This window comes from Pseudonocardia charpentierae (assembly GCF_031845345.1).
GTDB lineage: Bacteria > Actinomycetota > Actinomycetes > Mycobacteriales > Pseudonocardiaceae > Pseudonocardia > Pseudonocardia charpentierae.
In genome coordinates this window covers 73366-86998 of sequence record NZ_JAVREJ010000001.1, presented here as the reverse complement: position 1 = coordinate 86998, position 13633 = coordinate 73366, and the positions used below count along the sequence as shown (strand labels likewise).

The window sequence follows — 13633 nt, the reverse complement described above, 5'->3', positions numbered from 1 at the left end:
GTGCCGAGAGCGCGTTGCTCCATATGGAGTGCACCACAGTTCGGGTGCCGTCCACGAGTGCGACGGGAGATCATGTTGAGCAACGGTGGGCACCGGACGAAGACGGTGGCCGTACTCGTGGGGATCGTGGCCGTCTTCGGCGGCCTGCTCGCGGGGCGTGCCGTCGCCGAGACGGGCCACACGGCGCCGGCTGCGCTCGCCGCCCACAGTCAGCCGCTGGTCGACGGCACGCCGTGCTCGAGCAGCGCCCGGTCGTGCGTCGACCTGGAGTCGCAGCAGGCCTGGCTGATCGCCGACGGGAAGGTCGTGCGCGGGCCCGTCAAGATCTCCTCGGGCGGTGCAGGCAAGGAGACGCCGGTCGGACACTCGTTCCGGGTCTTCCGCAAGGAGAAGGACCACAAGAGCGGCGAGTTCAAGCTGGCGAACGGTCAACCCGCCCCGATGCCCTGGGCGGTGTTCTTCGCCGACGGGGGGATCGCCTTCCACGCAGGCGACCCGGCTCGCGCGTCGTCCGGCTGCATCCACCTACCCGCCGCCGACGCGCAGGCGTGGTTCGAGCACCTGCAGATCGGCGACCAGGTCCAGGTCGTGAAGGCGTCGGAGGAGATGGCGGCCCGGGCGGGGCACTGACCCCGGATCAGCGCAGCAGCTCGTCGAGCACCATCAGGACCTGATCGGCCGGTGCGGGGACGCCCACCGCGCGGCCGTCGCGCACCTGCGGTTCCCGGACGTTGATCCGGACCAGTGCTCCGGTCGCCGCGGACGCCAGCTCGGCCTGGCGCCGGATCGTCGGGAGGGCCGTGCCCGCACCGATCTCGACCACGGCAAGCGACGTCCGGTGCTCCCGCACGAACGTCGTGTACGCCGTCAGCCGGGGCGCGGCCTCGGAGGGGTCCCAGTCGCCGTCGCCGAACATGAGGATGTTCGGCCGGGCAAGGGCGCCGCACCGGGGACAGGTCGGCAGCGGCGGTCGGGCGCGCATCGTCGCCGGGTCGACGGCGACGTCCGTCCCGTCCGCGGACCACACCGGCGCCCCGCAGCCGGCCAGACACTGGAGCCGGTGGATGGAGCCGTGCACCTCGGCGACGACGTCGGGGTCGAAGCCTGCGGCCTGGAACTGGCCGTCCACGTTGGACGTGAGCACGCGGGTCGGCCGCTCGCGGGCCCAGCGGCGGAGCACGGCGAAGCCGGCGTGCGGCACCGTGCTGCGGTAGAGCGCGAGCCGGTTCCCGTAGAAGCCCCAGGCCAGCGCCGGATCGTCGGCGAAGTGGACGGGGTCGGCCAGCTCCTCGAACCGCAGGCCCAGCGCCCGGTAGGGCGGGTAGGCCCGCCAGAACCCCTCCGGCCCGCGGTAGTCCGGCAGGCCCGAGTCGACGCCCATGCCGGCCCCGGCGCAGATGAGCAGCGCCTCTGCGGACCGGATGAGGCCGGCGGCCCGCTCGAGCGGGTCGGTGCTCAGGACGGTGCCGTCAGGACTGGGCGACCGACCGCTGGATGACCTCGAACTCCAGCAGTGACGACCCCGACGCCACGGGCCGGGCCCGCTCGCCGGAGTGGGCGGTCATCGCCGGGCCGTTCAGCCAGGCCTGGAACGACTCCTCGGTGTCCCAGTGCGTCACCACGAAATAGCGATCTTCGCCCTTGACCGGGCGCAGCAGCTCGAACGACAGGAAGCCGGGCTGCCCGTCGACCGCGTGCAGCCGGTTCGCGAACCGCTTCTCCAGCTCCGGACCTGCGCCCTCGGGGACCTCGATCGCGTTGATCTTCACAACCGCCATGCCCCCAGGCTAGTCGGCCACCTCGACGTCCACGATCCGTGCCCGTACGGGCTCCACGGGGTGCAGGGCGGCGAACGCGGTGGTGGCCCGGCCCGTCGCCACGACGCAGTGCGGCAGCCAGGCACCAGGTAAGTACGCCGCCACCGGGCCGCGTACCCGGCCCGCCAGCGCGTCGTGCACCGCCGTATGGACGGCGAGCAGCTCCGTGTCGACCACGGCGGCGAGCACGAGCTCGTCCGCGCGGGCCGCGGTGCTGCCGAGTGTGGCCAGCCAGACGGTCGGGAGCGCGAGCACCCGCAGCTCGTCGGCCAGCGCCGATCGGACCGCGGGCGGGATCGCCACGGCGCCGGCCGCGGTCAGGGCAGGCCGACCGGACGGAACGGCACAGCCCGCCTTCGCGGCCCGGACGCGCAGGTCGGCGAGGCACTGGACGGCTGCGTCGTCGAGCCGGAACCGCACGAGCTGGGTCACCCGGCGCACCTCCTTCTGGACGAGTGGCCCGTTCGTCGGAACCTATGGGACGAGCGGGCCGCTCGTCGGGAACGCAGCGGTCTCGGGAGTCGTAGTGTCATGCCGGCAGCGCGAAGCGGCCGTCGTCGAGCCGCTCGGCCAGCCCGTCCACGACCAGCGAGTCGAGGCAGCGGTCGCGCTGGCCGGCGTCGGCCCATGCGGCGTCCAGCGCCGCCCGCTCCACCGGCTCCGGCGAGCCGCGCAACACCTCCATCAGCCGGCCGCGGACCTGCCTGTCGGTGCCCGCGAAGGCCTGCACCTGCCGGCGCGGGCCGGTGTAGTCGGGGCGACCGGCGAGTTGCCAAGCGCAGACCGCGTGCACCGGGCAGGCTCCGCACCGCGGTGCCCGGGCCGTGCACACGACCGCGCCCAGCTCCATGAGCGCGACCGAGACGAGCGCGGCCCCGGCGTCGTCGGGCGGCAACAGGGCGTCGACGTCGGCGAGGTCGGCGCGGACGCGCGCTGGGCCGGCGTCGCCCGCGCCGTGCACGGCCCGTGCGACCACCCGTCGGACGTTCGTGTCGACCACGGGGGAGCGGAGGCCGTAGCCGAACGCGGCGACGGCACGGGCGGTGTACGAGCCGACGCCGGGCAAAGCCTCGAGCGCGTCGACGTCGGCGGGGACGACGTCGCCGTGCCGCTCCGCGACGGCCTGCGCCGCCTCGTGCAGCCGCAGCGCGCGCCGGGGATAGCCGAGCCGCCCCCATGCCCGCAGCACGTCGGCGCGAGGAGCGGCGGCGAGGTCCGAAGGGCGCGGCCAGCGCTCCATCCACTCCCGCCAGATGGGCTCGACGCGCGCCACCGGGGTCTGCTGGAGCATGAACTCGCTGACGAGCACGCCCCACGGCGTGGTGCCGGGCCGTCGCCACGGAAGGTCCCGCGCGTTGACCCGGTACCAGCGGGACACGAGGTCGGGCAGGTGCACGGGGCGAGTGTGCCTTTCCGCCCGAGGACGGCGGCCGACCGGCCCGGGTACCCACTCGGAGTAATCACTTCGATACATTGAGTGAGTGTGGGAGCCGGTCGGACCACTGCCCGCCGCCGTGTACTGGCGGCGGCGGTGGGTCGCGCTGGCATCGATGCTGACGTTGTCCGGGCTGCTCGCCGCCGGGGTCGGCGGGCACAGACCAGTCGAGAGTCCGATACCGGTACCCGCTCCGGCGGCCGTGCAGGCGACGGCCGAGGGGCGCTCGGATGGCCCGGCGGCACCGAGGATCCCGTCCACCTTCGCAGGTGGCGGCGGTTTCACGACGCCGACCGCTTCGTACCCCTCCTCGCTGTACCCCTCCTCGCTGTACCCCTCCTCGCTGTACCCCTCCTCGCTGTACCCCTCCTCGCCGACGAGCGCCGCGCGCGGCTCCGGCTCGCCGACCAGCACCGGACAGGGCCGGGAAACGGCACAGGCCGGTTCGACTCCGGCGTCCCCGGACCCGTTCACGGCGGCGTCGGTGCCCGAGCTCGGCAGCACGTCGTCCGAACGGATCCGCCCCGACGACACACCGCGCCCCGCCGTGGCCGCGCAGTCGCCCGTCCCCGTGCCTCGCACCGGGCCCGTGCCGTGCACGAACCCGATGCTGGCCGCCGCCGCGGAGGTCGATCCCGCCGTGCACAAGGTCGGCAGCCACCCCGTCCTGCGCCTGGTGCTCACCAACATCAGCGGGCAGCCGTGCGTGCGCGACCTCGACGCCTCGCGTCAGGAGATCGTGGTGTGGAGCAGCGACGGCGCCACCCGGCTCTGGTCGAGCAACGACTGCCTCAACAACCCCACCACCGATCTGCGCACCCTGGTCCCCGGTCGCCCGGTCGCGTTCTCCCTCACGTGGGGCGAGCGGACCACGACACCGGGCTGCGCGCAGCCCCGCACGGTCGTGCCGGCGGGTTCGTACCGCCTGATGGTCCGGCTCGACGACCTGATCAGCCCGCCGACCCCGTTCCTGCGCACCGTGTGATCCAGGGGGTCAACGCAGGTTGTCGAGCACCACCGCCACGTCGCCGACCTCCTGCACCCGCAGGCCGCTGTGCTTGCTGCCGCTGTCCGGCGGGACGAGGGCCCGCGTGAACCCCAGTCGCGCGGCCTCGGCCAGCCGTCGCTCGACGCCGGCCACCCGGCGGATCTCCCCGGCCAGGCCGATCTCGCCGAGCACCACGAGATCCGGGGGTAGCGCGACGTCGCGGCGCGCGGAGGTGATCGCCATCGCCAGGGCGAGATCCGCGGCCGGTTCGATGATCCGCATCCCGCCGACCGTCGCGGCGTACACCTCGGCGTCGTGCAGGCGCACTCCCGCTCGGCGCTCCAGCACCGCCAGCAGCATGGCCACGCGCGAGTTGTCCAGGCCGCTGACCGCCCGGCGCGGGCTCGGGATGTCCTTGCCGGCGACGAGGGCCTGCAGTTCGGCCGGCAGTGGCCGGCGGCCGTCCATCACGACGGTGACCGCGGTGCCGGGAACCGGCGGGCCGCCGAAGCGGGCCAGGAACAGCCCCGACGGGTCGGCCATCCCGACGATGCCCTCGTCGCGCAGCTCGAAGCAGCCCACCTCGTCCGCCGGCCCGAAACGGTTCTTCACGCCGCGGACCATGCGGAGCGTCGAGTGCTTGTCGCCCTCGAAGGAGAGCACGACGTCGACGAGGTGTTCGAGCACGCGCGGGCCGGCGATCGAGCCGTCCTTCGTCACGTGTCCGACCAGGATCACCGGCAGCCCGCGCTCCTTCGCCAGTCCGGTGAGGGCGACCGTTACCGCGCGGACCTGCGTCACCCCACCCGGAGCGCCGTCGGCGGTGTCCGTCGACATGGTCTGGACCGAGTCGACCACCAGCAGCTGAGGGGCCACCGCGTCGATGTGGGCGAAGATCGACGCCAGGTCCGACTCGGCGGCCAGGTAGAGCGCGTCGTGCACGGCACCCGTGCGCTCCGCGCGCAGGCGCACCTGCCCCGACGACTCCTCGCCCGTGACGTAGAGCACTGTGCCCGACCCGGCCGCCTTCGCGGCCACCTCCAGCAGCAGCGTCGACTTCCCGACACCGGGCTCACCGGCCAGCAGCACGACCGCGCCGGGCACGAGCCCGCCGCCGAGGACCCGGTCCAGCTCCGCGACGCCAGTCGGGCGGGCGCGGGCGGTGTCGAGCTCGACGTCGGCGATCCGCCGGGCGGGCGACGACGGTGCACCTGCCGCCACCACCTTGCGCGCCCCGGCCGGGGCGGCGATCTGTTCGAGCGTCCCCCAGGCCTGGCACGACGGGCAGCGCCCGACCCACTGCGCCGACTGCTGCCCGCACTCGGCGCATCGATAGCCGGTGCGGGCTGCGCGGACGCGGGCCGTCACTCCTGCTCGGCCGCCTTGCGGGGATCGCCGGGGTAGCCGACCGGCAGCATCACGGTCACCTGCCCGGCCCGCTCGAACGTGAGAACGAGCTCGTAGGACAGGCCGGCCTGGATGTCTTCCCGCAGTCCGGTGAGCTCGACCTGGGCGAACCGGGTGCTCGGGTCGAGCTGGCCGATGGGCGGCGCCGGCTGCAGTCCCGCGGCGGGAGCCTCACCGCTGGCCGACGCCGACCCGGTGGGGGCGGTGTCGGCAGGCTCGAGAGCGGAGTTGGTGGGTGCTGCGGACGAGCTCGCGTCGGGGGAGCCGATCGGCGACTCCGCGGACGGCTCGGTCGACCCCGGTGCCGACTGCCCGCCCAAGCTCGACGGGCTGCCGATGACCATCGCGGTGCCCGCGGGCAGGTCGGTCTGTCCGTTGACCGCGACCGACGCGGCGACGGGGCTGCTGGCCGAGACCAGGCGGTCGTTCTGGGTGTTCTGGTTGACGACGTGCATCTCGACCGGTGCCGTGCCACCTGCCGCGTACACGGCGGCCGTCTCCGGGCCGCCGGTGGCCTCCGGGTAGGCGATCTGCGCGTCGCGGACGGCGATGCCGTTCGTCGTCACCGTGGCGCCGGTGGAGGAGTTCGCCTGATAGGCGGTCTGCGCGACCTGACCGGCGGCACAGCCGCCGAGCGCGACGGTGCCGGCGACGGCTGCGGCGACGAGGGCCGCGCGGGAGCGGGCGGCTGCACGGGGCGCGGGACGGCTTCCAGGGCGGATCACGGCGGTGTCGTCCTTCCTGCCTGGGTGCACCGGCAGACGGCAGCTCGGGCGCCGGTGCGGTGGGTTCGGGTGCAGCTCCGGGGTGGTCACGGGGGTGACCAGGTGCGAAGCCTAGTCGGCGCTGCTCCCCGTGGCACGACGCGGCTCGCCGAAGATCCACCTTGCACGTTTCCTTTTGGTTGTCAATCCCCTGACCTGCGACGACAGCGCGGACCGAGGAGCGCTGCACGGGGGCGACGTGTTAGTCTTTCCTTAGCGAAAGGGGCAGAGGACACATGGTTTTCAAGGTCGGAGAGACCGTCGTCTACCCGCACCACGGCGCCGCGCTCATCGAGGCGATCGAGACCCGCACGATCAAGGGCGAGGAGCGCAAGTACCTCGTTCTCAAGGTCGCCCAGGGTGATCTCACGGTGCGTGTTCCCGCTGAGAACGCCGAGGTCGTCGGCGTGCGTGACGTGGTCGGTCAGGACGGGTTGGACAAGGTGTTCGAGGTGCTCCGCGCCCCGCACACCGAGGAGCCCACCAACTGGTCCCGCCGGTACAAGGCCAACCTCGAGAAGCTGGCTTCCGGCGATGTCAACAAGGTCGCCGAGGTCGTCCGCGACCTGTGGCGCCGCGAGAAGGACCGCGGCCTGTCCGCCGGCGAGAAGCGCATGCTGGCCAAGGCGCGGCAGATCCTGGTCAGCGAGCTCGCGCTCGCCGAGGGGACCGACGAGGAGCGGGCGGAGATCCTGCTCGACGAGGTCCTGGCGACCGCCTCCTGAACCGCTCCGCGCCCCCTGCACAGGGCGCCGTCGCAGTGGTCGTCGCACACCGGCCCGGTGTCGACGGCCCCTGCGACGTACTTGCGCCACTGCTCGGTATTCCCGTCGTTCTCCGGGCCGTCCGGGCGTTGCTCGCCTCCGGGGCGGTCGACCGTGTCGTGTTGCTCGTCGACCCGGAGGGCGAAGCGGCTGCCCGTCGGCTCGTCGACGGCCTGCCGGTCTCGCTGCACACCGATCCGCTCGAGGCGGCACGGTCTGCGCAGGGGCCGGGCCCGGTCGTCCTGCACGACGCCGCGCGCCCGCTCGCGTCCCCGGCCCTCGCCGAGGCCGTCACCCGGGCGGTGGATGCCGGTCATGCGGTCGCCGTACCCGCCCTGCCGTTGTCCGACACCGTGAAGCACGTCGACATCACGGACGTCGTGGTCGGCAGCCCGGACCGGAGCGGGCTGCGGGTGATCCAGACCCCGCAGGCGTTCCGCGCCGGGGTGCTGTGCACGGACGTGCTGGCGAAGGTGCTGGCCTCCACCGAGCCGCTCGAGCAGGCGTGGACGGCCGCGGGTGAGCCCGCGGTCACCGTGCCCGGGCATCCGCTGGCGTTCGCCGTGCGTTCGACGTGGGAGCGCGACCTCGCCGAGGTGCTGGGGCGCGACGAGGCATGAGGGTGCAGCCGTGAGGGTCGGGCTGGGGACGGACGTGCACCCGATCGAGCCCGGTCGTCCCTGCTGGATCGCGGGGCTGCTCTGGGACGGCGTCGACGGGTGCGCCGGGCACTCCGACGGTGACGTCGCCGCGCACGCCCTGTGCGACGCCCTGCTGTCGGCGGCCGGTCTCGGTGACGTCGGCGCGGTCTTCGGCGTCGGCCGCCCCGAGTACGCGGGTGCGGGCGGCATCGCGCTCCTGTCGCACGTGCGCGGGCTGCTGGCGGAAGAAGGTTGGACGGTCGGGAACGCCGTCGTCCAGGTCATCGGCAACGCCCCGCGGATCGGCACGCGCCGCGCCGAGGCGGAGAAGGTGCTGTCGGAAGCGGCCGGCGGCCCGGTGTCGGTCTCCGGCACGACCACGGACGGGCTGGGCCTGACCGGCCGGGGCGAGGGCCTGGCCGCCGTCGCGACCGCGCTGTTACGGCCCGACTCCTGAGCGGCGGGCGCCGGACCCGGTCGTATCAGCGGTCCGTACTCTGGAAGATGTGACCTTGCACCTGTTCGACACCGCCACGAGGAGCCAGCGGGAGTTCGTCCCGCTGCGGGCCGGGGCTGCGTCGATCTACGTGTGCGGGGCCACGGTGCAGGGCCTCCCGCACATCGGGCACGTGCGGTCGAGCCTGAACTACGACGTGCTCCGCCGATGGCTCACTTACGGCGGTCTGGACGTCACGTTCGTCCGCAACGTCACCGACATCGACGACAAGATCCTCACCAAGGCCGCAGCCGGACACCGGCCGTGGTGGGAGTGGGCCGCGACCCACGAGCGCGCATTCCTCGCGGCCTACGACGCGCTGGGCTGCCTGCCGTCGTCGGTCGAGCCCCGGGCGACGGGGCACGTCACACAGATGGTCGACCTCATGGAGCGGCTGGTCGAGTCGGACCACGCCTACGCCTCCGGTGGCGACGTCTACTTCGACGTGCGGTCGTTCCCCGGCTACGGCGCCCTCTCGGGCCAGCGGCTCGACGAGGTCGTGCAGGGCGAGACCGAGGCCGTCGGCAAGCGCGACCCCCGCGACTTCACCTTGTGGAAGGCCGCGAAGCCGGGCGAGCCCGCGTGGTCGACACCGTGGGGCGAGGGCCGGCCGGGCTGGCACCTCGAGTGCTCGGCGATGTCGACCTTCTACCTGGGGCCGGAGTTCGACATCCACGGCGGCGGTATCGACCTCGTCTTCCCGCACCACGAGAACGAGCGTGCCCAGAGCAATGCGGCGGGCGACCCGTTCGCGCGGTTCTGGCTGCACAACGCCTGGGTGACGCTCGGCGGGGAGAAGATGAGCAAGTCGCTGGGCAACACCTTGTCCATCGACGCGCTCCTGCGCCGGGTGCGCGGCGTCGAGCTGCGCTACTACCTCGTCGCCCCGCACTACCGCTCGATGATCGAGTACTCGGACGCGGCGCTCGACGAGGCGGTGGCCGCGTACCGGCGGATCGAGTCCTTCGTGCACCGGGTGCGCGAGAGGGTCGGCCGCCCCGAGCTCGCACCGGCCGTCCCGCAGGCGTTCGCCGCCGCGCTGGACGACGACCTGGCCACACCGGGCGCGCTGGCGGTCGTCCACAACACCGTCCGCGAGGGCAACACCGCACTGGACGCCGGCGACCGCACCGCAGCGGCGAACCAGGCGTCGTCCGTACGCACGATGACCGCCGCGCTCGGCCTCGACCCGCTCGACCCCCACTGGGTGGTCGACGGGGCGGACGAGGCCTCCGCGGCCGCACTGAACACGCTCGTCGGCGACCTCCTCGCGCAGCGACAGGAAGCGCGGGCCCGCCGCGACTTCGCCGTCGCGGACGCGGTGCGGGACCGGCTCACCGCCGCGGGCGTCTCCGTCGAGGACTCACCCGACGGCCCAACCTGGTCACTCAAGGATTCGTAGGCACATGGCAGGCAACACCAACCGTCGCGGAGCAGTACGCAAGGACGGCACCAAGAAGGGGATGGTCGTCGGGTCCGGCGGCCAGCGCCGAAGGGCGCTGGAGGGCCGCGGACCCACGCCCCCCGCGGAGATGCGGAAGGGGCATCCGGCCCAGCGGCGCGCGGCCTCGGCGGCCAAGCACGCGGCGAAGAGCGGCGACCGTGGCCGTCCGGCGGCCGGGAAGCGGCGGCACGACGACGACGCGCCGGAAACCGTGCTCGGTCGCAACCCGGTGGTCGAGTGCCTGCGTGCGGGCGTCCCCGCCACCGCACTGCACGTCGCGCTGGGTGCCAACGCGGACGAGCGGATCTCCGAGGCCGTGCAGCTGGCAGCCGACGCCGGGATCGCCATCCTCGAGGTGCAGCGCAACGACCTCGACAGGATCGCGGGCGGCGCGCTGCACCAGGGCGTCGCGCTGCAGGTTCCCCCGTACGAGTACGCCCACCCGGACGACCTGCTCGAGGCCGCCGGCGACGGCGCGGGTCCCGCCCTGATCGCCGCGCTGGACGGCGTCACCGACCCGCGGAACCTCGGCGCCGTCGTGCGCTCGGTGAGCGCGTTCGGCGGGCACGGTGTGATCGTGCCGCAGCGCCGCACCGCGAGCATGACGGCCGTGGCGTGGCGGGCGTCGGCAGGCACGGCGGCGCGCCTGCGCGTGGCGCGAGCGACGAACCTGACCCGCACGCTGCGCGAGTACGCCACGGCGGGGCTGATGATCGCCGGACTGGACGCCGAGGGCTCGGTCTCGCTCGACGAGTTCGACCTGGCGACGGACCCGCTGGTGCTGGTGATCGGCTCGGAGGGCAAGGGCCTGTCCCGGCTGGTCCGCCAGACCTGCGACGTCACGGTCTCGATCCCGATGGCGGGCCCGGTGGAGTCGCTCAACGCCTCCGTGGCCGCCGGGGTGGTGCTGGCGGAGGTCGCCCGCCGCCGCCGCGCCGCCCGCTGACCTGTCGACGTCGGTCAGGCTCGCGCGGGTGAGCGACCGCGGTACCGGGCCACCACCCGGCACCCCACGTAGCAGGCGAACGCGATCGCGGCGACGTAGCCCGAGACCGGCAGCCCGGGCGCCAGGGACAGCACCGTGCCGCCCACCAGGGCCAGCTCCGCGAACGCCACCGCCAGTGCGGTGGCGAGCAGCGGGTTTGCCGTGACCCGGGCCGCGGCGGCACCAGGAGCGATCATCACCGAGAGCACGAGGATCGCTCCGACCACCGGCACCGCCAGCGCCGTCACCAGCCCGATGAGCACCGCGAACAGCAGCGACAGCATGCGCACCGGGACGCCGCGGGCCGTGGCCACCTCCGGGTCCGCGCTCGCGAACAGCAGCTGCCGGTGGAACACCGCGACCACCGTGACGACCACGACGGCCACGCCGCCGAGCACCCACAGGTTGGTGGCGTCGATCGAGACGATCGACCCCGTCAGCAACCCGAACTTGTTCGACGCCCGCCCGTGGTAGAGTGCGAGCATCAGCACGCCGAGGCCGAGCCCGAACGCGAGCACCACGCCGATCACCGAGTCGCGCTCGCGCTGGCGCAGCCCGAGCACGCCGAACACGAGGCCCGCCACCACGGCCCCGACGACGGCGCCGATCTGGACGCCGATCCCGGTCAGCAGCGCAGCCGCCCCTCCGGTGAAGGCCAGCTCGGCGGTGCCGTGCACCGCGAACGACATCCCGCGCGCGACGATCAGCGGCGCCAGCAGGCCCGCGACCAGGCCGAGCACCGCGCAGGCGATCAGCGCCGACTGGACGAACGGGAGTGCGAGCAGCTCTCCGACGTTCTCGAACGAGATCAGCTTGTTCACAGGTCGTCCCCGTGGCAGTGCGCCGCATCCGCGCCGTCGGCGCCCACCACGACCAGCCGGTCGCGCACGCGCAGCACGTCCACCTGCGTGCCGTACAGCGCCGACAGCACGGTGGAGGTCATCACCTCGTCCGTCGGCCCGATCCGGAACCGGCCGTCCACCAGGTACAGCACGCGGTCCACCAGCGGCAGGATCGGGTTGATCTCGTGGGTGACGAACACGACGGCGGTGTCCGCCACCCGCCGACGCTGGTCGATCAACGCGGTGACGCCGGCCTGGTGGGCCAGGTCGAGCGACAGCAGCGGCTCGTCGCAGAGCAGCACGGCCGGGTCGCCGACCAGCGCCTGGGCCACCCGCAGCCGTTGCTGCTCGCCTCCGGACAGCCGCCCGACCGGCGCGTCCGCGTAGCTCGTTCCACCGACCGCGGCCAGCGCCGCGTCGACCTGCGCCCGGCGCACCCGTCGTCCCCGCAGGCCGATGCCCAGCCGGTGCCCGTCCAGGCCGAGGCCGACGAGATCGCGCCCCCGTAGCGGCAGGTCCGGGTCCAGCGCCTTCTGCTGCGGGATGTAGCCGATGTGCGGGCTTCCGCGGCGCGGCTCACGCCCGGCCACCCGAACCTCGCCCGCCGACAGGGCCTGCAGCCCGAGCAATACCCGTATCAGGGAGGTCTTGCCCGACCCGTTCGGCCCGAGGACGGCGATGAACTCACCCGGCGCGACGTCGAGATCGAGGCCGCTCCACAGGGTCCGCTCCCCGAAGGACAGCCGTGCCCCACGCAGGCTGACCGCAGCGGCAGGTGCCTCGACCGGCCGGGCGTCATGGGCCGTCGACGGGAGGGTCACCGGGCACCTCACTACGGGGACTCGCTATTGGCAACGATTTTCGAATCCACTCTAGCCTGTGACACGTCCCACCGGGGGTGCCCAGGGTTCCCGCGCATTCAGCGCAGCGGCTACCGTGCGTCCATGTCCGGGTCCTCCAAGGTCCGCAGGCCCGCCACACTGGCGTCGCTCGCAGCGGAACTCGGCGTGTCCCGGACGACCGTCTCGAACGCCTACAACCGGCCTGACCAGCTCTCCGCCCCATTGCGGGAGCGCGTGCTGGAGGCCGCCCGGCGCCTCGGCTACCCCGGCCCGGACCCCGTGGCGCGCTCCTTGCGCACCCGCCGGGCGGGAGCCGTCGGACTGCTGCTCACCGAGGCCCTGTCGTACGCGTTCCGCGACCCCGTCGCCACCGGCTTCCTCGAGGGACTCGCCCTGGCGTGTGAGCGTGCGGGCCAGGGACTGCTGCTCATCCCGGTGAGCCCCGAGCACGCCGACGTCGCCGCGGTGCACCGGGCTGGTGTCGACGGCTTCGTCGTCTACTCGGTCCGAGAAGACGATCCGCACTTCCTCGCCGTGCTCGAACGGCCCGTGCCGACGGTCGTCTGCGACCAGCCCGCCGGCGTCGAAGGACTCGACCGGGTCGGGGTCGACGACCACGCCGCGATGCTGGGCCTCGCCCGTCACCTGACGGGCCTCGGCCACCGGCGGTTCGGCGTGATCTGCATGCGGCTGGGCGAGTACCGCAGCGACGGCCCCGCGTCGGCCGCCCGCCTGGCCGACATCGCCTACCCGGTGCAGCGCAACCGGCTCGCGGGCCTGCGGGCCGGGCTCGCCGAGGTCGGGGTCGACTGGGCGACCGTGCCGATCTGGGAGCGCTTCGACCACTCGGTCGAGGCCGGCCAGACGGCCGCCGCGGAGCTTCTGGCGGCGCACCCGCAGCTCACCGCCATCGTCTGCACCTCGGACATCCTCGCCCTCGGCGCGCTGCGCCGCGCCGTCGCTCACGGCCTGACGGTGCCCGACGACCTGACGATCACCGGCTTCGACGGCGTGCCCGAAGCCGAGCGCGCCGGTCTGACGACGGTGTGGCAGCCGGTGCTGGAGAAGGGCCGGGCGGCAGGCGAGCTGCTGCTCGAACGCGGCGACCGCATCCGTCCGCGCTCCGTCACGCTGCCCACCGAGCTGCGGATCGGCCGGACGAGCTGCGCCCCGCGCGATGCCGAGCGCTGGTTCTCGGGTCTCTGACC

Annotated in this window: 16 protein-coding genes; 8 read left to right on the top strand and 8 right to left on the bottom strand. The window is 73.7% G+C overall.

Annotation, left to right across the window (positions count from 1 at the left end; translation table 11 throughout):
- The first annotated feature begins 57 nt into the window (after positions 1 to 57).
- Entirely contained in the window at positions 58 to 630 is a 573-nt protein-coding gene (locus tag RM445_RS00450) for a L,D-transpeptidase (RefSeq protein ID WP_311553892.1), read from the top strand.
- A gap of 7 nt (positions 631 to 637) precedes the next feature.
- Here RM445_RS00450 and RM445_RS00445 read toward each other — a convergent pair whose 3' ends face one another.
- The 4 genes from RM445_RS00445 to RM445_RS00430 all read right to left on the bottom strand — a co-directional run bounded on the left by RM445_RS00445 (position 638) and on the right by RM445_RS00430 (position 3213).
- A complete protein-coding gene (locus RM445_RS00445) occupies positions 638 to 1381 on the bottom strand; it encodes an SIR2 family NAD-dependent protein deacylase (protein WP_311553891.1) in 744 nt (247 codons plus the stop codon).
- Positions 1382 to 1469: 88 nt separating this feature from the next.
- Positions 1470 to 1778, bottom strand: coding sequence for an antibiotic biosynthesis monooxygenase family protein (locus RM445_RS00440; RefSeq protein WP_311553890.1), 309 nt, complete (start codon positions 1776 to 1778; stop codon positions 1470 to 1472).
- Positions 1779 to 1787: 9 nt separating this feature from the next.
- Positions 1788 to 2249, bottom strand: coding sequence for a 2'-5' RNA ligase family protein (locus RM445_RS00435; RefSeq protein ID WP_311553889.1), 462 nt, complete (start codon positions 2247 to 2249; stop codon positions 1788 to 1790).
- Between the two features lie 97 nt (positions 2250 to 2346).
- Positions 2347 to 3213, bottom strand: coding sequence for an A/G-specific adenine glycosylase (locus tag RM445_RS00430; protein ID WP_311553888.1), 867 nt, complete (start codon positions 3211 to 3213; stop codon positions 2347 to 2349).
- Positions 3214 to 3298: 85 nt separating this feature from the next.
- On the opposite strand from RM445_RS00430, the gene RM445_RS00425 reads away from it, so the two are divergent.
- Entirely contained in the window at positions 3299 to 4237 is a 939-nt protein-coding gene (locus tag RM445_RS00425) for a hypothetical protein (protein ID WP_311553887.1), read from the top strand.
- A gap of 9 nt (positions 4238 to 4246) precedes the next feature.
- Here RM445_RS00425 and radA read toward each other — a convergent pair whose 3' ends face one another.
- Both radA and RM445_RS00415 read right to left on the bottom strand, forming a co-directional pair.
- Positions 4247 to 5608, bottom strand: coding sequence for a DNA repair protein RadA (gene radA / locus RM445_RS00420; protein ID WP_311553886.1), 1362 nt, complete (start codon positions 5606 to 5608; stop codon positions 4247 to 4249).
- Positions 5605 to 6372: a hypothetical protein gene (locus tag RM445_RS00415; protein WP_311553884.1), complete on the bottom strand. Its 768-nt coding sequence runs from the start codon at positions 6370 to 6372 to the stop codon at positions 5605 to 5607. Before RM445_RS00415 ends, radA begins: the two co-directional genes overlap by 4 nt.
- A 275-nt stretch (positions 6373 to 6647) precedes the next feature.
- Here RM445_RS00415 and RM445_RS00410 point away from each other — a divergent pair, with 275 nt between their 5' ends.
- From RM445_RS00410 to rlmB, 5 genes are read left to right on the top strand one after another with little or no spacing between them, the layout of a single operon-like run.
- The gene (locus RM445_RS00410; protein WP_311553883.1) at positions 6648 to 7136 is read left to right on the top strand and encodes a CarD family transcriptional regulator; all 489 of its coding nucleotides are present in this window, start codon (positions 6648 to 6650) and stop codon (positions 7134 to 7136) included.
- Positions 7137 to 7171: 35 nt separating this feature from the next.
- Positions 7172 to 7795, top strand: coding sequence for an IspD/TarI family cytidylyltransferase (locus RM445_RS00405; protein ID WP_311553882.1), 624 nt, complete (start codon positions 7172 to 7174; stop codon positions 7793 to 7795).
- 10 nt (positions 7796 to 7805) lie between these two features.
- Positions 7806 to 8273, top strand: coding sequence for a 2-C-methyl-D-erythritol 2,4-cyclodiphosphate synthase (ispF, locus tag RM445_RS00400; protein ID WP_311553881.1), 468 nt, complete (start codon positions 7806 to 7808; stop codon positions 8271 to 8273).
- A gap of 49 nt (positions 8274 to 8322) precedes the next feature.
- Entirely contained in the window at positions 8323 to 9714 is a 1392-nt protein-coding gene (cysS, locus tag RM445_RS00395) for a cysteine--tRNA ligase (protein ID WP_311553880.1), read from the top strand.
- 4 nt (positions 9715 to 9718) lie between these two features.
- Entirely contained in the window at positions 9719 to 10702 is a 984-nt protein-coding gene (rlmB, locus tag RM445_RS00390) for a 23S rRNA (guanosine(2251)-2'-O)-methyltransferase RlmB (protein ID WP_311553879.1), read from the top strand.
- A gap of 14 nt (positions 10703 to 10716) precedes the next feature.
- Here rlmB and RM445_RS00385 read toward each other — a convergent pair whose 3' ends face one another.
- Together RM445_RS00385 and RM445_RS00380 are read right to left on the bottom strand one after the other, a co-directional pair.
- Positions 10717 to 11562 (bottom strand): metal ABC transporter permease, encoded by an 846-nt coding sequence (locus RM445_RS00385; RefSeq protein ID WP_311553878.1) that lies wholly within the window; start codon positions 11560 to 11562, stop codon positions 10717 to 10719.
- The gene (locus RM445_RS00380; protein ID WP_311553877.1) at positions 11559 to 12404 is read right to left on the bottom strand and encodes a metal ABC transporter ATP-binding protein; all 846 of its coding nucleotides are present in this window, start codon (positions 12402 to 12404) and stop codon (positions 11559 to 11561) included. The genes RM445_RS00385 and RM445_RS00380 overlap by 4 nt, the downstream gene beginning before the upstream one ends.
- A 123-nt stretch (positions 12405 to 12527) precedes the next feature.
- Here RM445_RS00380 and RM445_RS00375 point away from each other — a divergent pair, with 123 nt between their 5' ends.
- On the top strand, positions 12528 to 13631 hold the full coding sequence (locus RM445_RS00375; RefSeq protein ID WP_311553876.1) for a LacI family DNA-binding transcriptional regulator: 1104 nt from the start codon (positions 12528 to 12530) through the stop codon (positions 13629 to 13631).
- Positions 13632 to 13633: the final 2 nt, after the last annotated feature.